At 56.6% G+C, this 21,262-nt stretch carries 20 protein-coding genes; 9 read left to right on the top strand and 11 right to left on the bottom strand.

All coding sequences use genetic code 11. From position 1 onward, the window contains the following. The 4 genes from gmd to AC2FD9_RS11255 form a co-directional block, all read right to left on the bottom strand. A complete protein-coding gene (gene gmd, locus AC2FD9_RS11270) occupies positions 1–1,125 on the bottom strand; it encodes a GDP-mannose 4,6-dehydratase (protein ID WP_496836909.1) in 1,125 nt (374 codons plus the stop codon). A 128-nt stretch (positions 1,126–1,253) separates the two neighbouring features. Next, on the bottom strand, positions 1,254–2,138 hold the full coding sequence (locus AC2FD9_RS11265) for a phytanoyl-CoA dioxygenase family protein (protein ID WP_496836908.1): 885 nt from the start codon (positions 2,136–2,138) through the stop codon (positions 1,254–1,256). Between the two features lie 256 nt (positions 2,139–2,394). Continuing rightward, complete coding sequence (locus AC2FD9_RS11260) at positions 2,395–3,264, bottom strand: DUF5666 domain-containing protein (protein ID WP_496836906.1); 870 nt, start codon at positions 3,262–3,264, stop codon at positions 2,395–2,397. Positions 3,265–3,266: 2 nt separating this feature from the next. Further along, on the bottom strand, positions 3,267–4,097 hold the full coding sequence (locus AC2FD9_RS11255; protein ID WP_496836904.1) for a DUF6502 family protein: 831 nt from the start codon (positions 4,095–4,097) through the stop codon (positions 3,267–3,269). A 153-nt stretch (positions 4,098–4,250) separates the two neighbouring features. Between AC2FD9_RS11255 and AC2FD9_RS11250 the strand changes: the two genes are divergently transcribed. Genes AC2FD9_RS11250 through AC2FD9_RS11240 form a run of 3 tightly spaced genes read left to right on the top strand, consistent with a single transcriptional unit; the run spans position 4,251 to position 7,968 of the window. After that, positions 4,251–5,876, top strand: coding sequence for an amino acid adenylation domain-containing protein (locus tag AC2FD9_RS11250; protein WP_496836902.1), 1,626 nt, complete (start codon positions 4,251–4,253; stop codon positions 5,874–5,876). Next, on the top strand, positions 5,876–7,189 hold the full coding sequence (locus tag AC2FD9_RS11245; RefSeq protein ID WP_496836900.1) for a ferredoxin reductase domain-containing protein: 1,314 nt from the start codon (positions 5,876–5,878) through the stop codon (positions 7,187–7,189). The genes AC2FD9_RS11250 and AC2FD9_RS11245 overlap by 1 nt, the downstream gene beginning before the upstream one ends. Before the next feature lie 2 nt (positions 7,190–7,191). Continuing rightward, positions 7,192–7,968, top strand: coding sequence for an enoyl-CoA hydratase-related protein (locus AC2FD9_RS11240; RefSeq protein WP_496836898.1), 777 nt, complete (start codon positions 7,192–7,194; stop codon positions 7,966–7,968). 63 nt (positions 7,969–8,031) lie between these two features. Here the strand turns inward: AC2FD9_RS11240 and AC2FD9_RS11235 are convergent, their stop codons facing one another. The 4 genes from AC2FD9_RS11235 to AC2FD9_RS11220 all read right to left on the bottom strand — a co-directional run bounded on the left by AC2FD9_RS11235 (position 8,032) and on the right by AC2FD9_RS11220 (position 12,148). Further along, positions 8,032–9,138, bottom strand: coding sequence for a lyase family protein (locus AC2FD9_RS11235; RefSeq protein ID WP_496836896.1), 1,107 nt, complete (start codon positions 9,136–9,138; stop codon positions 8,032–8,034). After that, positions 9,131–10,645, bottom strand: coding sequence for a tripartite tricarboxylate transporter permease (locus AC2FD9_RS11230; protein WP_496836894.1), 1,515 nt, complete (start codon positions 10,643–10,645; stop codon positions 9,131–9,133). Before AC2FD9_RS11230 ends, AC2FD9_RS11235 begins: the two co-directional genes overlap by 8 nt. Before the next feature lie 6 nt (positions 10,646–10,651). Continuing rightward, on the bottom strand, positions 10,652–11,119 hold the full coding sequence (locus AC2FD9_RS11225) for a tripartite tricarboxylate transporter TctB family protein (protein WP_496756127.1): 468 nt from the start codon (positions 11,117–11,119) through the stop codon (positions 10,652–10,654). 69 nt (positions 11,120–11,188) lie between these two features. Next, complete coding sequence (locus AC2FD9_RS11220) at positions 11,189–12,148, bottom strand: tripartite tricarboxylate transporter substrate binding protein (protein ID WP_472725086.1); 960 nt, start codon at positions 12,146–12,148, stop codon at positions 11,189–11,191. A gap of 100 nt (positions 12,149–12,248) precedes the next feature. On the opposite strand from AC2FD9_RS11220, the gene AC2FD9_RS11215 reads away from it, so the two are divergent. The 3 genes from AC2FD9_RS11215 (at position 12,249) to AC2FD9_RS11205 (ending at position 15,344) form a co-directional block, all read left to right on the top strand. Then, on the top strand, positions 12,249–13,163 hold the full coding sequence (locus AC2FD9_RS11215; protein WP_282169438.1) for a LysR family transcriptional regulator: 915 nt from the start codon (positions 12,249–12,251) through the stop codon (positions 13,161–13,163). Positions 13,164–13,237: 74 nt separating this feature from the next. Beyond that, entirely contained in the window at positions 13,238–14,077 is an 840-nt protein-coding gene (locus tag AC2FD9_RS11210; protein ID WP_282119496.1) for a hypothetical protein, read from the top strand. Between the two features lie 268 nt (positions 14,078–14,345). After that, a complete protein-coding gene (locus AC2FD9_RS11205; protein ID WP_496836891.1) occupies positions 14,346–15,344 on the top strand; it encodes a LacI family DNA-binding transcriptional regulator in 999 nt (332 codons plus the stop codon). Here the strand turns inward: AC2FD9_RS11205 and AC2FD9_RS11200 are convergent, their stop codons facing one another. After that, positions 15,345–16,478: a Gfo/Idh/MocA family protein gene (locus AC2FD9_RS11200; RefSeq protein ID WP_496836889.1), complete on the bottom strand. Its 1,134-nt coding sequence runs from the start codon at positions 16,476–16,478 to the stop codon at positions 15,345–15,347. Between the two features lie 39 nt (positions 16,479–16,517). Continuing rightward, positions 16,518–17,621 carry a Gfo/Idh/MocA family protein gene (locus AC2FD9_RS11195; RefSeq protein WP_496836887.1) on the bottom strand — a complete coding sequence of 368 codons (1,104 nt, stop codon included), beginning with the start codon at positions 17,619–17,621 and terminating at the stop codon, positions 16,518–16,520. A gap of 115 nt (positions 17,622–17,736) precedes the next feature. On the opposite strand from AC2FD9_RS11195, the gene iolC reads away from it, so the two are divergent. The 3 genes from iolC to AC2FD9_RS11180 are packed head-to-tail and all read left to right on the top strand — an operon-like array spanning position 17,737 to position 20,399. Next, entirely contained in the window at positions 17,737–18,717 is a 981-nt protein-coding gene (iolC, locus tag AC2FD9_RS11190; protein WP_496836886.1) for a 5-dehydro-2-deoxygluconokinase, read from the top strand. Positions 18,718–18,726: 9 nt separating this feature from the next. Beyond that, on the top strand, positions 18,727–19,563 hold the full coding sequence (locus AC2FD9_RS11185; protein ID WP_472725090.1) for a 5-deoxy-glucuronate isomerase: 837 nt from the start codon (positions 18,727–18,729) through the stop codon (positions 19,561–19,563). Beyond that, the gene (locus tag AC2FD9_RS11180; RefSeq protein ID WP_496836884.1) at positions 19,560–20,399 is read left to right on the top strand and encodes a class II fructose-bisphosphate aldolase; all 840 of its coding nucleotides are present in this window, start codon (positions 19,560–19,562) and stop codon (positions 20,397–20,399) included. The genes AC2FD9_RS11185 and AC2FD9_RS11180 overlap by 4 nt, the downstream gene beginning before the upstream one ends. A 9-nt stretch (positions 20,400–20,408) precedes the next feature. Here the strand turns inward: AC2FD9_RS11180 and iolB are convergent, their stop codons facing one another. Further along, a complete protein-coding gene (gene iolB / locus AC2FD9_RS11175; protein WP_496836882.1) occupies positions 20,409–21,215 on the bottom strand; it encodes a 5-deoxy-glucuronate isomerase in 807 nt (268 codons plus the stop codon). Positions 21,216–21,262: the final 47 nt, after the last annotated feature.

Here is a 21,262-nt window from a genome sequence, read left to right as displayed (position 1 = left end):
TCAGCCATTTTCCAGAGTGACCGGCAATTCATAACCATGCTGTTTCAGCAAGGCATGCCGTTTGGCTGTCTTCAGGTCCTCGGTGATCATTTCAACGCACATTTGCTGAACGGTCAGTTCCGGCTCCCATCCCAGTTTGTTTTTGGCGTTCGAAGGATCCCCAAGCAATGTTTCCACTTCGGCCGGTCGGAAATATTGCGGATCGATGCGCATGATGACATCGCCGGGCTTCAACGCAGGTGCACTATCGCCCTCGACGGATTTGACCGTAGCGATTTCATCGACGCCTGTACCTGAGAATTCAAGCGTCACGCCCAGTTCAGCGGCAGACCATTCGATGAATTGCCGCACTGAATACTGCACACCCGTTGCGATAACAAAATCCTCGGGGGCGTCCTGTTGCAGCATCAACCATTGCATCCGGACGTAATCCTTGGCGTGCCCCCAGTCGCGCAGGCTGTCGATGTTGCCCATGTAAAGGCAGCTTTCCAGACCTTGTGCAATGTTGGAGAGACCACGGGTGATCTTGCGCGTCACAAAGGTTTCGCCCCGGCGTGGGCTTTCATGATTGAACAGGATGCCGTTGCAGGCATACATGCCATACGCTTCGCGGTAGTTCACTGTAATCCAATAGGAATACAGCTTGGCCACCGCATAAGGGGAACGCGGATAAAACGGTGTTGTTTCGCGTTGCGGTGTTTCTTGGACCATTCCGTACAGTTCGGACGTGGACGCCTGATAAAAGCGTGTCTTTTTCTCAAGACCCAGAAAGCGGATCGCCTCGAGAAGGCGCAACGTACCGATCGCGTCGACATCAGCGGTATACTCCGGCGATTCAAAACTGACCGCCACGTGGGACTGAGCGCCAAGGTTATACACCTCGTCCGGCTGAACCTCTTGAATGATGCGCGTCAGGTTCGATGTATCGCTTAGGTCACCGTAATGCAGGTGCAGGCGCGGATTGGGCACATGCGGGTCCTGATAAATGTGGTCAATGCGCTGTGTGTTGAACGAAGATGCACGGCGCTTGATCCCATGGACTTCATACCCTTTTTCCAGCAATAGCTCAGCAAGATAAGATCCGTCCTGCCCTGTAATACCAGTCACCAATGCTGTTTTTGTCATAGCCGCGATCCGAGAATATCTGATTTGCTTTTCGCCGCCTCAGAAACAGCAATATACCCCTGAATGCAACCCTGCGCCACGATCGGGCTTTGAATCAACTGCAGTTGACCATCGTTTGCGCAAGCGCTTCAGAAAGACGCATATAACGGTACTGAGCCTTTTGCACCTTCTGCCAGCGCTGCGCTTTGATCGCTGCGAACCCTGTCGTACAGCGCAAGCGCATCAGCAGAAAACAACTCGGTTGGTGGCTCGACATGAACAAAATTGCTTTGGCCGTCCTGACCGCGCGCCAGCATGGCATAGTCTCGCTCGGCAACCAGTTGCTTGGCATTCGGGTTAAGATAGCGGATCGCAAGACCAATACGCCGGTCACCCGATTGATTGGGCCCCGAACCGTGGATTGTCAGCCCATGATGCAGAGACATCTGCCCTGGTGCCAATTCGATGTGGGTCTTGTCTTTCTCGGCGACATCCACAGCAACCTCTTGTCCGCGCGACAGAAGATTGGTGCCTGAATACGTGTCCTTATGGGGAAGGATCGGGTTCTTGTGGCTGCCGCGCACAAAATCCATACACCCACTTTCAACCGTTGCCGGCGACAACGCAATCCAGGCGGTGACCTGATCCGGGGTTTCACCCATACCCCAGTAGGTCAAATCCTGGTGCATCCCGACGGTATGGGCTGTGTGCGGCTCTTTAATGAAGAATTCAGCTGACCAGACCATGATATCCGGCCCCAATACACCCTCAACCACATCCAATACGCGGGGATCCGTCGCGACACGCGCCGCAAGCGGCATCACCAGATGTGCGTTGACCCGTTTATAGGTGTTCAACGGCAAGGGCAGATCCGCGTCAAGCCACTCCCGCTCAATCCGCTCAAGCTCAGCGCGGGTTTCGGCAGCCTCCTTTTCGGAAAAGATGGTCAGCGGAAAAAGAAACCCATCCCCCCAATATTTGTCGGATTGCGCCTGGCTAAGTACGACGTCACGCGTTGGGGTGCTTTCAGACATCTGGCATACCTTCTTGAAAACTTGCTTTCCCAGAGTTTTACCCTGCGCTGCCCGCAGGGTGCTTATCCTACGTGCGACGATAAGTTCAGCTTTGCCTTTGGGGCAAGTCACCTCGCGTTTCATTTCTGAAACGCTTTCGTGCTTTCAAAACTCCGGCCGGATCCACACGGATCAGACCTTATGATTAGATTGAGGGCACGACTAAACCCTCCCGGATCAAACGTGTCGCCGGAAAGCCAAAACCAGAGTTCACGTTTCAGCATCCCAGCTGAGCGAAAGCACCTATGCTGCCTGCATTCACCAACCCGCTGCCGTCGCCGCAGCGGATAACAAGGGTGTTCGGGTCTATCATCTCGGGCTGATCGCTATAGGCGATCAAGCCACTTCCCAGCACCGTATACAACCCACTGGGCTGGGGTTCCGAGTAATAGCCCTGAACCTGAACAACGCCGACCGCACCGGCGAACAGCCCGGCTTCTAGACGCTCGGCCATAATCCCGTCGCGTGTTGGCTGCCCGACAACTCGAACAAGATCACCCGGCGACAGATGTTGCGGCTCAAGCCCACTGACGACGCTTGCCCCGATCACTGTTTGGGCCTGAGGGTCAGACCCAAGATATGTGCCGGACAACCGCGCCCGATGCCCAACGCTTGTCAGTTTTTCGATGTGTGAAGCGCGCACTGACTGACCTTGCCACAATCCGCTTATAGCGACCCAATCGCCGACTTGAATGTCTGCCTGCCGTTCAAACGCAACTTCGGTTCCAAGAACCGATATCTGGCCGTCCTGCACGCTGGACACTGGTCCGACCAGAGGCAGGACCTGACGGATTTGTTTTGCGTGCCACCCGCCATTTTCCTGCGCTACAATAACCGCAACAGTATGACCCGGTTTCAAATCACCCGCAGAGATCAGTGGAACCGAGTCGGCCACCGGCATCTGGTCATCGAACAGAATATGCTGCCCATTTACATGGATGCTGCCCAGATCGGTGATTGTGCCCACGATACCGGTGCCGATAATGCCACCTTCACGATCAGTTTCACCTTTGTCTTCGGCCTGAATCGGAGCAGGCAGCCAAGACACCATGAAAAACGCGGCGAGCACACGAAGAAACACACCCATACTTACTCATCCTCTATCGGGTTTTTACTGCGCGCATTTTGCGGCGAGGGCAGGACAAAAGCGCCCGCTGCAAATCGACCACTGTGATCGCCATTACTGTCTTTATCCTGCAGCTCGCGGGCCAAGGAATTGATCTCTTGCAGCAGCCTTTGCGCTCTGTCTGACGAGAATAGACGCAACTCTTCAATCGATTCTGACGACAGATGAGAATACCGCACCGCACGGTCAAAATTGCGTAGGGCATCCGGTTCTGCCAGCAGGTTCTGTGTTGCCACTGCCAAATGCGCAGACAGCGTCGCCTCGTAGGCCGCCACTTGTTCAGTGCTTCCAGCAGAAGGAAGAAAGGCTTGGGACAACAGGCGAAGCTCGCCTTTTCCGACCTGTTCCACATTCTTTTGAACGACCAAGGTTTCCAGAACGGTACCTGGGGCCATGTCCACACGCGCGCGCCGCACCAGATCATCAAATCCCGGCCCAGTTTCGTCGCCTTTACGGCTTAGAATCCGAGGCGCGCCCAAGTCGTCCAGAAATTCGGGCGTCGTCGACCAATAGCTGATGACCAGTGCCGCCGCATTACAACTGCGCTTCAACGGGGCATCATCGTCGATGTGGCGTAGCCTTTTAACATCCTTGCGATGCAGACCCGTCAACAGACTGGCGCGACTGTCGCTTAGCTTTCCGTCTGTGCTTTGCTCAGCTGCCGTCAGCAAGGCCAGTTTTAGAGCTTCGGTCGCGGAGCCAAGCGTGACCCCATGCGCAACCATTGCCTGTGCCAGTGGGACCAGCAACGCAGACAGCGCGGTTTCAAGAGGAGGTTTGGGATCATTCGACATTTGGGAACTCGTCACGGATTGGTAGTTGATAACATTTTCCTAGAATTAACGAATTCAACGCTTTCGTGTTCAAAATGTGATCGAATGTGACCTTTAATGGGAATTTTTCCCATTATCACTAAGGTGTGACCCCTTCTTGAACTGGAGAATGCCATGCACCTCATCGCACCCGATCCCCAGACAAACTACCCCCCCCTATCTCAGACAGATCTAACCCGCACAAAAAAACCAGGTGCGCTGGACGCGCTCAGCCCCGAAGATCAAGAACTGTTTCTATCCTTTGGCTGGGGGCCGCAGGTTCCGCCACACCATGCCACTATCGCCGACGCGCTGCGCCAGTCGTTGCGAGACCAACCCGATGCCAACGCGGTGGAATGCGCGGACCATAACCTTAGCTACCGGGCGCTGGACGTAGCCTCGAACCGATTGGCAAATGTCATGCGCGCCCATGGCGTGAAACGCGGCGACGCGGTGTGCCTGTTCCTTCATCGTTCGGTCGAGATGGTCGTAGGTATCGTCGCCGCCATAAAGCTTGGGGCCGCCTATATTCCGCACCATGTTGGTGTCGCGCCAACGGAAACCTTGCGCCACGTTGCGAATGTAACTGGTGCAAAAATCATACTCGGCCTGAGCGAACTGGCAGACCAAATCCCCGTTGGATTGGATCAGACCCTGATCACCATTGATACGACGATGTTTGACCCGATGCTGGACGCACCGGCCCCCGGCCCTGCCTATCGGGCCAGCCCCGACGATTTGGCGATGATATTGTTCACGTCCGGCACAACCGGCGTTCCAAACGGCGTACAAGTTAGCCATCGGAACCTGGCCAATATCTTGCTGACCGCCCCCGGGGATCTGGGGATGCGACCGGGCTTGCGGGTCGGACAGATCCTGTCGATCTCATTTGACATGGCAGCATGGGAGATCCTTGGCGCTTTGTCGAATGGCGCAACTTTGGTGATCCGTGGCAAGTCGATTCAGGAAACGGCCGAGAAGGTGGATGTTCTGATCGCCACGCCGTCGATCCTGAACGCACTGGACGACACCCGTTGCGCGCAGGTCAAAACAGCTGCCGTGGCAGGTGAGCCCTGTCCGCGCCCGCTGGCCGATCGCTGGTCTTCCTTTTGCACCTTCTACAATTCCTGTGGTCCGACCGAGACCACCATCATCAATACGGCCGAACCGCATCACCCCGACAAACCGGTTCTGTCGATCGGGCGCCCGACACCGAACAACACGGTCTATGTTCTGGACGACAACCTGCGCCCTTTGCCCATCGGCGAAAAGGGCGAGATGTGGGCTGGCGGCGATTGCGTCACAGCCGGTTACCTCGCCAACCCCAAACTGACGGCCGAGCGTTACCGACCCGACCCATTTCGACCGGGACATATGATGTTCCGCACCCGTGATCTGGGACGCTGGACGAAGACCGGTGAGTTAGAACATTTCGGGCGCGTTGACGACCTAGTCAAAGTACGGGGCTTTCGGGTTGAGCTGGACGGCGTTACATCTGCGCTTGAGGCCTCGCCCTGCTGTCAGCAGGCGGTGACGTTGCAATATGACAGCCGCAATCTGGTCAGCTTTATCTCACCGTCGTCGGCCTGCCCTAAGCAGGCGGCCCAATCCGTCTCAGATCGCTTGCCATATTACTGCAGCCCCGCCGTTGTGGTCCCGGTGGACACGTTGCCCCGCACTCCGCGCGGCAAGCTGGACAAGCGTCTTTTGCTGGATCTGGCGCGCAACCATATCGCGACAACTGGTGCGGAGTTGAACTGATGACGACGCAGACGACAAATCTAGACACAGGCGGCCTGAATTGGCGGCGGGTGACCCGCCACCCGGCCCTGATGGAATACCGCCGCCTGGTGATGCTGGTTGCATTGGTGAATCTGGCCGTCTTTGTGGTTGGATTGCGCGATGGGACTTGGTTCGCTGAGAATGCATTCACGCTCGGCCCGATTGCGGATATGGCGCTGATCAATCTCAGCCTTGGCATCCTGATCCGACAACAGCGGGTGGTCAACGCCCTGTTCTGGCTGGCCACCCGCATTCCCACATCATGGCCACTTTGGATCCGTTGGGGGGCCGGCAAGGTTTTCCACTTTGGCGGGTTGCATTCCGGCGGCACCGTCACTGGGACCATCTGGTTCGGCTTTCTTCTGTTTGCGATGATTTGGAACCGCTCCAGCGGCGCCGCCGTGCCCACAGACCTGACACTGGGCCTGAGCGCCACAATGGTCGTCTTGATGACATTGATGGTGATATCGGCCCTCGGCCCGATCCGCGCGCGGTTCCACAATGCGTTCGAGAAAACGCACCGCTTTGTCGGCTGGACGGTTTTAGGATTGTTTTGGGCGCAGACGATCTCGATCACAAATGACATGGGGGGCATGTTGTTGCACAGCCCGGCCTTCTGGATGCTCTGCCTGATCACCTTGTCGATCCTGTCGCCATGGCTGACACTGAAACGGGTCAATATCAGGATTGAAAAGCCGTCAAACCATGCGGTAATTGCGCATTTCGACTATGGGGATACGCCATTCCCCGGCAGCTCGAACGCGATCAGCCACACCCCGTTTGGTGAGTATCACTCATTCGCCAATATCCCGTCCCCGAACCAGCCGGGTTACCGTTTGGCCATCAGCCGTGCGGGCGACTGGACCGGGCGTTTTATCGACAATCCGCCCAAGAAGGTTTGGGTCAAGGGCATCACCACATCCGGTGTCGCGCGGATCGAAGTGTTGTTCAAAAAGGTGGTGTATGTGGGCACCGGTTCGGGCATTGGGCCGATCCTGCCGCATTTGTTGGCCAAAGAGGTGCCGAACCGCCTGATCTGGTCCACCCGAAGCCCGCGCAAAACCTATGGTGACGCGCTGGTGGATGAGATTGAGGCCAACACCGAGCAGCCCTTGATCTGGGACACGGACAAAGACGGCAAACCCAATCTGTCGGCCCTAGCCATGCAAGCCGTTCGCGACAGTGGGGCTGAGGCGGTCATTGTGATCTCGAACCAAAAGCTGACCCGCAAGGTTGTGCATGACTTGGAAAGCCTGGGCATTCCTGCCTATGGCGCAATTTGGGATAGCTGAGCATGTTTGAGACAATCGAAACCGAAACACGGGGGCGGGTCGCAACGATCCGCTTCAACCGTCCCAATCAGCTAAACGCGCTGAACACGCGGCTCATGCACGAAGTCCTGACCGCCGCCACCGAATTCGATAAGGACTCCGGCATCGGCTGCCTGATCCTAACAGGTAGTGACCGGGCCTTTGCTGCCGGAGCAGATATTGGCGAGCTTGCGGTGCAAAACTACGCGACAATGCAGGCAAGTGACTACTTTGCCGAATGGGATAGGTTTGCGGCGCTTCGCCTGCCCAAGGTGGCAGCGGTCAGTGGCTATGCCCTGGGCGGCGGGTGTGAAGTTGCGCTGATGTGTGACGTCATTCTGGCCTCGGACACTGCCAAATTCGGCCAGCCCGAAATCAAAATCGGGTGCATTCCCGGCATTGGCGGCACGCAGCGGCTTACGCGGCTGATCGGCCGTGCCAGAGCTATGGATATGATCCTGACCGGACGCATGATCAATGCGTCAGAGGCCCTGCAGATGGGCCTGGTCAGTCGGGTTGTCACGCAGAATACCCTTTTGGAAACCGCGCAAGAGGTGGCCGAAACCATTGCAGATTACGCTGATGATATCGTCAGTATGGCGCGTACTTGCGTAAACATGGCCGACCAGAGCACACTTGAATCGGGTGTGCGGTTCGAGCGGCAGATGTATCACGCGCTTTATGGATTGCCGGCCCAACAAGAAGGCATGAATGCCTTTCTGGAAAAGCGAAAGCCCCAATTCAGGCGCAGGACCCAGTGATCATATCCCGCATCGTCAATCACCGCTCGAGAAACGAGCGGTGATATGACCAGTCTTATCGCTTCAGTGCGATTTCCCAGCCGTGCTATACTCAAAGTCGTTAACCTTGCGGGCCATGGATTCAGAATCCACAACCAGGTTCGCAAAGATCGTTTCGACCCATGACAATGCGCCCGAAGTCAGCAAGAACGTCTCGGGAATAACGATCCATTCGCCAATCCACATACCACCCGAACGTTCGTGTTGATGGGTGGTGAATTCGCCGATCTGTTCAGCCCGCTGTCGTCCAAGCCGGGCGACGGCCTCTCCGAATTCTGACGCGCGCTGGTTCTGTTTGTGCGCCATGGCCGAAGACGCACCTTTACCGGCTTCATGCACCTCGGACCATTCGGAAATATCCGATGAGGACAACAGATTGACGTTGTGCGAGATCTTGCACAGCGTCGCACACAACCCACCCAGCGCAGTTACAACATCGGCAAGCCCGTCACGGGCGTTTTGCCAATGGGGTTCCACCATGTTCAGACCCAAGGTGGCTGCAACGCCTTCCTTGATGCGATGTCCGGTCCCGTTTTCGTAACCGCGCAGATCGCCAACAGGGCCACCAATCTGGACATTCAGTCCGCGAACGCCTGCTTCTTCCAACGCTTGTGCACGCCGCTGTAGTTCTACTTTCCAGACGGTCAGTTTAGTTTCGGCCCGAATGGGCAAGGCATGCTGTCCATTCGTGCGACCGATCATGATAGTGTCGCCAAGCTGATCGATGTGTTGCTCAATAGCGCTGGTCAGTCTTTGCAGTCCGGTCTGGATATGCTCCAGACCGATCTTCATTTGCAGGGCCAGAGCAGTGTCCATAATGTCCTGCGTTGTCGCCCTGTAGTGGACTTTTGTCGCGTGCTTACCGACCTGCCTTCGCAATTGTTCGACCAGACCAACGATTGGGCGCCCGACAAGCATCATGTCTTCGTGCAACCGCTCGGTATCCAGATTGCAGACTGACACCGCATCCAACGCATCTGCAGCCTCTTGCGGGATCAGGTTTTCCAGCGCCTGGTGACGGGCCAGCGTCTGTTCAACCTTCAACCAGCCCGAGATCGTGGCGTGTTCCGACCAGACGGACCGCATATCGGCGCTGGAAAAGCAGTCGCGATAGAGGGAGTGCTCAAGCATCTTCCAACGCTCCCTTCGCGATCTTGCGCTCTTTCATGATCCCGCGGACGCGGAAGGCAATTGCCCCTGCGCCGATGACCAGAAAGGCCAGAGCGATCGGACGTTCAACGAAGATCAAGGCGCCACCTTCCGACATTAGCAACGACTGACGGAATGTCTCTTCCGCACCTTTGGCCAGCACGAACGAAATGACAAATGCCGCTACGTTGAAGTCGTATTTCCGCATCAGCCAGCCAGCAAAGCCCGCACAGGTCATGACCGTGACGTCAAACATTGATCCACGTGCAGAATAAGCTGCTACAAACGCGGTCAGGAAGATCAGCGGGTACAGGACATTGGTCGGGATCTTCAGGATAATTCGTGCAACCTGAGTGGCACCGAAGTAACCGATCAGACCATAGGCCACGATACCCAGCATCCCGCAGGCGAACAGTTTGTAGACCAGCTCTTTGTCAGTCAGGAACAGGGTTGGTCCTACCTGGATGCCGTGGATCAGGAAAACACCCAAAAGGATTGCACCAATCGTCGAACCCGGAATGCCCAGCGTCAGCAGCGGGGCCATCGACGGACCCGACACCGCGTTGTTTGCGGCTTCGGGTGCTGCGACACCTTCCAGCGCGCCCTTGCCCCACTTCTCGGGGTTTTTGGCGCGGCGTTTGCCTTCACCGTACGAAATGAAGGCCGCAATAGCCGAACCCAAACCTGGGAGCACACCGATACCTGCACCGATGAAGCCTCCACGGAACGCATGAGGCAAGCAAGGTTTATACTCTTCCCATGTCAGGCTGTTGCCGTCTTCCGTGCTTTCATTTTCTTTGGTTTCACCGGTTGCCTTGCGGCGCGTTTCCAACTGGGCAAAGACCTCGCCCAAAACGAATACACCGATCATCAGGGGCACAAGACCAATCCCGTTGGACAAGTCAAACGAGCCAAAGGTATAGCGTTCTTCGCTTGAGATAGGGTCCAATCCGACCATAGCGATTAAGATGCCCATCAACGCCGAGGCCAACCCTTTGACGATTGAGTTGCCGATGACCGAGCCGATGACCACGAAGGCCGCGAAATAGATCGCAAAGGTTTCTGGCGGGCCAAGCTTTAGGGCAATAGCCGCAATGAAACCAACGCCGACGACCAGCAGGATATCCCCCATGAGGTCACCGATGACTGATGATATGGTCGCGACCTTCATGGCCTTTCCGGCCTGCCCGGCGCGTGCAAGGGGATAACCGTCAATCTGTGTCGCGGCACTGGCTGCAGTGCCCGGCGTGTTGAACAGAATTGCCGCGATCGATCCGCCATAGCGACCGGACTTACCGATCACATACAGGAAGGCGAGCGCGAATAGTGGCGACATGTAAAAGGTGATGGGCAGCAGCATGGCAATCGCTGCCGATGCGGTCAGACCGGGCGTGGCCCCAACGACCATGCCCACAGCTGCGGCCAGCACGATGGCAAACAGCAAACTGGGGTCGGTTATGACCGAAAGAAGTGCGGGAAAAATTTCCATGACGATTTACCCCTGTATCCAGCTGAGCAGGTCAAAGACCTCGCCATAAGGCGGGTACACACCAAGCAGCACAAAAAAGATGAGGTGGAAGATCAACGGGCACAGAACGACGGAAACCGCCAGACCGATCCAGCTGCGAACTCCGAAGAAGTACAAAACGACCGGCGCAGCGATCGCTGTTGGCAAAAGATAGCCAAACCAGCGGAATGACTGCTGATAGATCAGGGCGATGATGAACAGACCAATGATCTGCAGGGTTGCGCCGTTTTCCTGTTCCTGACCGGCATCGCCAGCCGGTTGACGGACGGCGCTTAACAGTAACAGGCCGGAAAGAAACAGCAGTGCGATGGATGCTGAAAATGGTACGATGCCAGCCCAGGTATCCCCCGGCGAAGCTGCTGGCACTTGCCAGGCGCCCCAAATGGCAACGATGGAAATAAGGGCAAGCACAAGGCCTTCTGCATAGGCGCGCATATCGTTCCTCCCTGATTGCGTTAGATACAAAAAGGCCGGGGGAAGAATATCCACCCGGCCCCGAGGACTTTAGTTGGTCAGACTTTCGACCAGGGGAGCGGCGTCCTCTTTCATGGCGGACAGCGTTGCTTTGGCGTCCGCACCATTCTGATAGACCGGGCCTGTTCCGCGCGAGGCCAGCAATTCGGCAAATTCGGGTTTCGCGGCGATCTGCTCCAGCGCGGTTTCCATCGCGGCAACGACCTCGGCCGGTGTGCCCTTCGGAGCGAAAACGATTACCGGCGAAGATACAGCGGCAAACGGGATGCCCAGCTCGCCAAATGCAGGCACGTCTTTCATGATGCCATCGCGTTCCTGGCTGTTGACGGCCAAGGCGCGAAGCTGCTCTTCAAACCCTGCCAGCTGCTGAACACCCAGGAAACCAAAGTCGGCCTGTTCACCGATCAGTGCAGCACGGGTTGGTCCGCCACCTTTGAACGGTACGTCCTGTGCTTCGATGTCATTGCTGGCCAGGAAGCCCATGCCACCAACGTGGTGGAAGCCTCCGCGACCCGAATGGGCCCAACGCAATTGACCGGGGTTGGCTTTGGCCGCGTCGATCACGTCCTGAACGGACTCGAACGGGCTGTTCAGCGGCACCATCAGCGACGTTTGCAGCTGACCGACCTGAGCAACAAACTCAAAGCTGTCCAGTGCATCGATATCGGTGTCACGTGTCATGGTCGACAACAGGAACGAACCGCCCGAAGTCATCATCAATGTATAGCCGTCAGGGCGTGCACCCACGACCGAGTTCGCACCATTCAGACCGCCCGAGCCGGGTTTGTTCACGACGACAACTGGAACATCCAGAATGCCTTCGGCTGCTGCCGAAATAGCGCGAGCATAAGCGTCTGTACCACCGCCGGCTTTGTAAGGAACAACCAGGTTGATCGGACGTTTCGGCCAGTCGGCTGCGAAACTTGCCGTTGCCGTTGCAGTCACGGTTACTGCCGCAAGAACAGCAGTGAGAATTGTTCTACGCTTCATAGCATCCTCCCTAAGATGCGATCAAAATTAGCTTAAATTCAGTGTTAATAAAAATGCAAAGATGTTATCTTATCTTGCAAATTAGTAAAGAGTCCGCCTGATGAATATCAAAGCCCTTCGCGCCTTTCGTGCCACCCTTTCCGAAGGAACGCTGGTTGCTGCATCTGAAATTCTGCACCTGAGTCAGCCTGCAATCAGCCGACTGATTTCCGGGCTTGAGGCAGAATTGGGCCTGACCCTGTTTGACCGCAGCGGCCGCAACTTGACTCCGACACGCGAAGGGTTGGCATTCTACCGCGAAGCCGGGCGTATCCTGGACAACCTTGATGAAGTGCCCCGCATCGCTGCAGAGATTAAAGCCGGACGTACGGAAACACTGCGCGTGGTCACGATGCCGCGTATCGCACGGGCAATTTCGGCGCCTGCACTTGCGATGTTTTTGCAAGCCCACCCTGATACAAACGTAACTCTGGACATCCGGGCACGACGTGAGGCCAGCAAATGGCTTGCCGGACGTGAATATGACATCGGCATCGGAGCATTGCCGGTCGAGCATCCGGGCGTCAGGACAAAACCCCTGCTGCGGGTGCGGGCGCAGGCCGTTTTGCCGGTTGCGCATGCATTGTCTGATCGCAAGTCGGTTACGGCGACAGATCTTGCCCGCGAGCCGGTCATTCGGCTGATGAACGGGCTTCTATTGCGCGAACAGCTTGATGACATCTTCCGGTCAGCGGGCGTTAATCCCAGACATACCTGCGAAGTCGCGGCGTCCCAGCTTGCCTGTTCGCTTGTCGCGGAAGGCGCCGGTATAACCATTGCTGACGAGTTGGTCGCAGCACAGGAAACAAAAGAACGTTTGGCCCTGGTTCCGATCGCACCAGAGCGTTGGATGACCTTTGGTTTGTTGTACCCCGCAACGCAGGAGAAATCTCAGGCGCTTCAGGATTTTGAGGACGTTCTGTTTTGGCAGGCGTCCAAGCTATGTAAGAACAGCCCAACTTTGTCTCTTGCCTGACAATTGTTGTCGGGCGGATTCAGGTCCATGTCCCATGCCCCGCGTAGGCCAAAGCAACGATTGCAACAGAGCCGATGCTCAAGCATCTTGAAACCCCCGATCCACGATCATTCATCGGCTGCGCGAATTGCGTGGCGCAGCTGACGGACACCAAAATGAAAAAGTTGAGCGCAATCGTCGCAGACTGCCGGGTCATCAATTTACCCGATAACAATAGCAGACGGCTTCATATGACCAACTTGATGAACAAGCACGGCATCAGTTTTTCATTTTCAGAAGGCAGCGCCGGACAAAGCCGTGCCTTAAACTGCGCCCGCGCCCACCTTGCAGCGCTTGAGTCACTCAAAACGCTCCCGGCATTGGTTCTGGAGGATGATGTCTCCGCGTTGACCGAAGACCTGACCATTCCTGAAATTCCAAAAGATGCGGACGTCGTTTATTTGGGCGTTTCGCCCTTCGGCTGCTTTCCCTGGATACGTCGCTATGTTCAACGTTTCGGCCACCGCGCGCATTACAACCTTGCACTCGCTTCGACTGAGAACAGCGATTGGCTGAGGCTGCATTCTATGGCCGGTGCGATAGCTATTCTCTATGTGTCACCAGCAGGTCTGGATGCGTGGCGGCATTCCACGCGGGCGGCCATAAAACGGAGTAAGCCGTTTGATGTGTTCACCGCCTACAAGATGACGTCCCTGAACGTTTATGCGCCGCACTGCCCCGTTTTTTACGAAGAACCCAGTCTGCAGCGCCCACTTAAGCATGTTACCATGGAACAAAGACTGCGATGGACGACAACACCCTTGACGCCGGTCAAAGAAGGCACAATTGTCGCTGCGCCCACCAAAGGCGGGGCAATGCGTGTTCGGGCTGAAGTGTGCGGAGATAACCGTCTTGAATGGTCATTGCTTCAATGAGGTCGGAAAAGGGGCATTCTCAAGTTGCAGGCCACATAATGTCAGGGTCGTCAGGAGCGATGTGCCTGCCTAAACCCCCTTCGATACAGCGTCTGAATCCATAGATTGCATCCAAGTCGGAGGGCTTGAGATTTTCGATGCTTCTTTGCAAGGAACCCAACGTCTTTTCAGCACACCCTTGCAACCGATTGCAAACCCGACGCAATAGGGCGTAGTATTTTCCCATGAATTTGACTGAAAGCCATCCCCGAACCCATCGGTGCCAGCTATGAGTGTGACCCTCAAAGAAGTGGCCGCACTGGCCGGTGTATCTCGCTCTGCCGTATCGCGGACCTTTACCGAAGGCGCGTCCGTATCACCAAAGACACGTAGCAAGGTGGAGAAGGCTGCAGCCGAACTGGGGTACAGCCCAAACGCGTTGGCTTCTTCGCTGACAACCGGACGCACCAAGTTGATCGGTTTGATTTCTAACAACTTCCACAACCCCATTTTTCTTGAGGTCTTTGACCAGTTCACCCGCGCTTTGCAGGAACGCGGCCTGCGTCCGCTGATCGTGAACCTGACCGACGAAACCGAGCCGACAAATTCGGTCCGAATGCTGCGGCAGTATTCTGTGGATGCTGCCATCGTCGCCTCATCTACCTTGCCCCCCAGCTTTGCCAAGGCGTTCCACGATGCAGGTGTTCCGGTAGTGCACACTTTCGGTCGATCTGCGACGTCACCTGAGGTGCATGTTGTAGGCATAGACAACGTTGAATGCGGACGCATGGCCGCGCGCGAGCTGTCGTCGCGGGGGTATCGCTGTATCGGCTATCTGGGCGGCCCGAGAGATGCGACATCGGCGATGGATCGGTATCGCGGCTTTATGGAAGAAGTTGAAAAGCACCCGGAACTCGAAGTGACGCATTGCTTCGCAGGCGCCTATTCATTTGAAGCCGGGCGAGAAGAAATGCTTCAGCAACTGGCGGAAGGCCCTGCAGAAGGGTACTTTTGCGGCGACGATATTCTGTCCATAGGTGCCCTGTCCGCATTGTCCGATCACGGGCTGAAACCGGGCAAAGACATCGGCATCATCGGCCTGAACGACATGGAAATGTCGCGCTGGGAAAGCGTGGACCTGACGACGATTCATCAGCCGATCAAACAAATCATTACCGCATCCGTAGATCTGGTCGAAGAGATGCTGAAAGACCCCGAGCGTTACCCCGAGGCCCGTATTTTCCCCTGCCGTGTGATCGAGCGGGGCACATTGCGGCCCCGACCCTGATCAGCGAAACATCGGTGGGCGCGCGTCCGTCCATGCCCCGTCATTTTTCGCCGACGCCACTGCGGCATGCACGGCTGCGATCGACCGCACCCCGTCGGCAGGAGTCGGCAGTCCATCACGCGCCTCTCCGCGAATAGCGTCGGCAAGATCGCAATAGATGTTGGCAACGGCCAACGGGAACCCTTCGGGATGGGCAATCGCCACACGGGACAATCGTTGCGCATCGTCGTGAAGACCGCCCTCGCCCTTTTCGATGATCTGCGTGCGGCCACCGACAGGCGTATAAATCAATTGATTGGGTTGCTCCGACGTCCAGCGAAGACCTCCGGTTTCGCCAAACACCTGAATATCAAACCCGTGCTGACGCCCAATTGCCACCGAAGAGGTCCACAACCGCCCGACAGCACCGCCTTCGGTCCGGAAGTTGACCATGGCATCGTCCTCAAGTTCGCGGCTTGAAATCGTAGACGCCATATCTGCAGACAAGGTTTTGACTTCATCGTCACTGATGAAACTGGCCATGTGCAGCGCATGGATACCGCAATCGGCGAATTGGCCAGACACACCCGCCATCGCTGGATCATAGCGCCAGCGTACGCGCGGGTTATCGGCGTCAGTCGCGTCGCCATGGTGGCCATGGCTGAAATTCGTCACAACCAGTCGCACCTTGCCAATATCCCCGGCGCGAACCATCGCGCGCGCCTGGCGCACCATCGGATAAGCGGAATAGCAATAGTTCACGGCACAAATCTTGCCCGAGGCCTCTGCAACGCGAACGATCTCTTGGCCCTCTTCCACGGTCATTGTCATTGGCTTTTCGCAAAGCACATTGAACCCGGCTTCAAGGAACGCTTTGGCAATTTCAAAATGGGTGGAGTTCGGAGTGGCGATGGTCACCAGATCAACCCGGTCGGGACGGTTCTTTTCCCCGGCCAGCATTTCCTGCCAGTCGCCATAGGCACGATCCGATACCACTCCAAGTCGTCGCGCATATTCCCGCCCGACTTCGGGTCGGTGATCCAAAGCACCCGCAGCGAATTCGAACATCCCGTCCGCCAACGCTCCTAACCGGTGTGCGGGTCCGATCTGACTGCCTTCACCACCACCAATCATGCCCCATTTCAGCTTTGCCATGGTTCTCGTCTCTCTTAGATGATCTCTTAGTTTTTGTGTTCAGACGGTACTGACATCCTGCCACTGCCGCTGCTCTGACGATTTCAACGCGGCGGCCAGAACGCAGTTGACCTCATGCCCATCACGGAATGTGGGCCAAATCGTTTTGCCCGTGTGAATGGCCTCAAGAAAATCTTTGGCCTCGATGATGATCTGGTCCTGATAACCTGTTCCATGACCGGGGCCCTGACAGAAAGGCTCGTAGTCGGGGTGCGCCGGACCCGTCAGGATCTTAGTGAAGCCCCTTTCTTCCTCTGGTCCTTCGCGCCGATAGAGCCACAGGGCGTTCTGATCTTCCTGATCAAACCGGATTGCGCCTTTGGTGCCTGTAATTTCATAGGCATAGCCCATCTTTCGACCTGTCGCGATGCGGCTGACATAGATATTGCCCATCGCGCCACTGGCAAACCGGCACATGATTTGCGCGTGGTCATCATTGGTGACGGTGCCGCCTGGGCGCTCAGTATGAACCGTTTCGACTTCGGCCATAACCTCGACAATCGGACCGATCAGGGCCAAAGCACCGTTGACCATATGTGGGGCAAGATCTCCGATCGTGCCGTTGGCCATTCCGGACGTCCGCCATGTGGCCGGGGCGTCAGGGTCGGCATAGAAGTCCTCAGTATGCTCGCCGCGAAACCAGGTTATGTCCCCCAATTCACCGTTGGCTATCAACTGACGGGCAAACTGTGTTGCGGGCGTTCTGACGTAGTTGAACCCGACCATATTGGTGACGCCCGTGGCCTCGGCCGCGGCAACCATTGCGCGCCCATCATCCAAAGAAGATCCGAGGGGTTTTTCGCACAACACAGGCTTGCCCAAGGCTAACGCGGCCTCTGCAATCTGTCTGTGCGTTGTTTGAGGCGAGGCAATCACGACAGCATCCACTGCCGGGTCATTGACCAGCACTGACCAATCCGACGTCGCGCGACGAAAGCCGTAAGCCGCGCGGTATCGCTCGGCGCTTTCGGGTGTGGAGGCGCAGATCATCTCAAGTCGTGGGCGCAAAGCTGTGTTGAACACTGCGCCTACGGCTGACATCGCGACTGAATGAGCTTTGCCCATATAGCCACCGCCGATTATTCCAATTCCGATTTCAGGCATCTGCAACGGCTCCGAACAATGTATTTGCAACCGGTTGCAAAATCAGTATCGTGTGAATCGATTCAACGCAAGGACCAACGATCCTCGCCAGCCCATTTTTGCCGGAGGACATGACGTGAGCGCTTTGATAGACGGTATCAAAGGAAACCGGTTCGCGGTCTTTGGACGCGCGGGCATGGACCTGTATGCCGATCCCGTTGGTGTAAAAAGCGAAGACGCCGACACGTTTCACGCCGATCTGGGCGGTTCATCGGCAAATATCTGCGCGGGGCTGGTCAAACTGGGCAGCCAGGCATCCTTGATCACTTCGGTCTCAGATGATGCGGTTGGCCGCTTCTGCCTGAATAAACTTGCTCACTACGGTGTAGACACATCCTATATCCGCGTCGTCGGTGGTGAATACCGCATGTCTCTAGCCGTTTACGAAAGCCGGATCGAAGAATTTCAGAATGTCATCTACCGCAACGGCGCAGTCGACTTTCAGGTGACCCAGGATGACATGAACAAGGTCGACTACGGCAAATTTTCAGCTGTGATATCTGCCGGAACGGTGTTTGCCGCTGAACCCTCGCGCAGCGCCACGTTTCGCGCGTTCGAAAACGCCCGCAAGGCGGGTTTGCCGATAATTTTTGACATAGACTACCGTCCCTACAGTTGGCCATCACCTGAGGTCGCCTCCGAAGTCCTGTCGCGCGCGGGCGAAGCAAGCGATCTAATCGTCGGCAATGACGAAGAATTTGGTTTCATGGCAGGAGGCATCGACAAAGGCTTCGCCAAAGCCAAGGAGTTGGCGGCGAAACCGGGCCGGATCGTGATCTACAAGATGGGCGAAAAAGGCGCGGTAACTCTGGTGGATGGGCAGGAAATCGAAACCGGCATCTATCCCGTCACCGCAGTCAAACCCAACGGTGCTGGCGACAGTTTCATGGCCGGCCTGCTGGCCTCGATCGCCGCTGGAAGCGAGCCTAAAGAAGCGGTTATGCGCGGTTCAGCCTGTGCCTCGATCGTCGTGTCCAAGCCCGGCTGCGCTCCGGCCATGCCAACAACTCCGGAACTGGACGCATTTCTTGCGGCCAATCCCGGCCCAACGACATAGGAACCCCTCATGCACATCGCTCCCTATGACAATCAGAACAAACCGATCGTCGACGCCGATGATCCAACGGTTCCGCTGAACTACTTCAACATCGTCAAACTGAAAAAGGGCGAAGCGTTTGAATATCAGGTGCCCGGTTATGAGACGTGTATCGTGCCCGCCACGGGCAGTGTCGATGTCGACGTAGAAGGCGAGCAGTTCGCCAAGCTGGGCAAGCGGGGCGAAGACGTCTGGGATGGGGATCCGGAAGGCGTTTATGTGCCGGTCGGCGCTAAGGTCCAACTGGTCTGCGTGTCGGATGAAACCGAAATCTTCATAGCGGGCGCCAAGTACGACAAGGTACTGGATCCGTTCGATGTGCGTGAACACGACCTTGTGCAATACGGCAGCGACGACACTAAAACGCATCGCAAAATCAAACACATCCTCGGCCAGAAACAGCACGACAAAGTGGGTCGCCTGCTGATCAGTGAGCTGTTCACCGTGGGACAGGGCGGCTGGTCAGGCTTCCCCAGCCACAAGCATGACACGAACCGTCTGCCCAACGAGACGCGGCACGACGAGACCTACAATTTCCGTTTCAAACCCAACTGGGGATCGGGCCTTCAGATGTTGCAGCGTGAGGACAACGAACCGGGCGACGCGTACCACATCGTCGACGGCTCAACGATCTGCATCGACAAGGGCTATCACCCCTGCTGTGTTCTGCCGGGATACGAGATGTACTATTTCACCATCCTTGGCGGTCTGACCCAGCGTTCGCTGGTTCAGTTTTTCCAACCAACCCATGCCTATCAGGTCGAGACCATTCCAGGCATCAAAGACATGATTGCCAAATTCAAATGACCCTCGCCACACTCAAAGACGTCCTCGCCCCCGCATACGAAAACGGCTACGCTGTTGGCGGGCTTGTTACACTGGGATGGGAGGATATGCGCGCCTATGTAGCCGCAGCCGAGGCGGAAAATGCGCCGGTGATCCTTCAGGCTGGTCCAAGCTGCCGCGAACACACGCCCCTGCCTGTTCTGGGCAAGATGTTTCGCTTCCTGGCCGAGAATGCCTCGGTTCCTGTCGTGGCCCATCTGGATCACGGTTATACATTCGAGGACTGCAAGATCGCATTGGACAGCGGGTTCACATCGCTCATGTTCGACGGGTCACGCAAGCCGCTGCAGCGAAACATCGACGAAACTGCTGCCATTGCCGAAATGGCCCATGCGGCAGGTATTTCCTGCGAAGGTGAGATCGGCTTTGTCGGCTATTCCGGCGGCGAAGGATCGAACGGGACAGACCCAAACGAGGCCGCGCAGTTCGCTCGTGAAAGCGGCGTGGACGCAATGGCCATCTCAGTCGGAAACGTTCATCTGCAACAAAACAAAGAAGGCGGATTGGACGAGTTTCGCATCGCCGAAATCGACGCTGCGACAAGTGTTCCGTTGGTCATTCATGGCGGCTCTGGCGTGCCTGTGGAACAACGCAGCCGGTTGGCGCGGGAAACGTCGATCTGCAAGTTCAATATCGGTACCGAACTGCGCATGGCATTTGGTAACGCGCTGCGCGAGGCAGTCAACCGAGACCCTGACAGATTTGACCGCGTGGCAATCCTGAAAGAGACCCACGACCCGGTTGAGGCGGCAGCCCGCATGGTCATTCGGGCCTTTGGTGCGCCCGCGCAAAGGTAGGCGTGGGCGTTACGCGTCGCGCTCCATGATCCATTCAACTTCGGGGGCCGGAACAAAGCGCCATTTGCGCAGCGGTCCGGCCATAACGTTCAGATAATACATCTCGAACCCATAAGGTGCGCCGCATGGGTGATGACCGCGGGGCACGCAAACAACATCGCCATCGGATACAGCCATAGTCTCATCCAATTGCCCGTCATCGGTATAGACACGCTGGATCCCGAACCCGTTTGCCGGGTTCAGGCGGTGGTAGTAGGTCTCTTCCAGATAGGTGATCCGCGGAAAATCATCTTCATCATGTCGATGGCTGGGATACGATGACCAATGCCCGCTTGGCGTAAACACTTCGGTCACCAGCAAGCTATCGGCATAGTCCTCATTCTCCATCGCTATATTGTTGATATAGCGCGTATTTACGCCCTTTCCGCGCTCGGTCAGAGTAATGCCTTCGGGGCCGATGCGTCGCGCAGAGTGGCCACTCTTGCCCGGGGCTGTACACACCGCAATCACGCAATCCGTTTCGGCTGTGGCCGTCCATTCTGTGCCGTTCGGCAGATAAAGACAGTGCGGCGGAGTCTTCTCAAAAACGTTCATCCGATCGCCCAGAACACCCCAGTCCCGCTCAGCTCCGGCGATGCGGGCCTTGCCCTCGACCATGACCAGAATGACCTCGCGATCACCCGTTGCCTCGGCCACTGTATCGCCTGCCCGAAGGTGGTAAAGCCCAAACCCCACATAGCGCCACCCGGCACTGGTCGGAGTGATTTCATGCACTTTACCTCTGGTCCCAAAGGGCTTTTTGAGCAGGTCGGCCATGTGTTTTTCTCCGTGTGGGGCGGGCTTGGAATGCCCGCCCGTATTCC

The sequence above is a fragment of the Ruegeria sp. YTSC230 genome, from assembly GCF_059609665.1.
The sequence above is the reverse complement of the archived record's forward strand: the minus strand, read 5'-3'. Positions and strand labels throughout refer to the sequence as shown.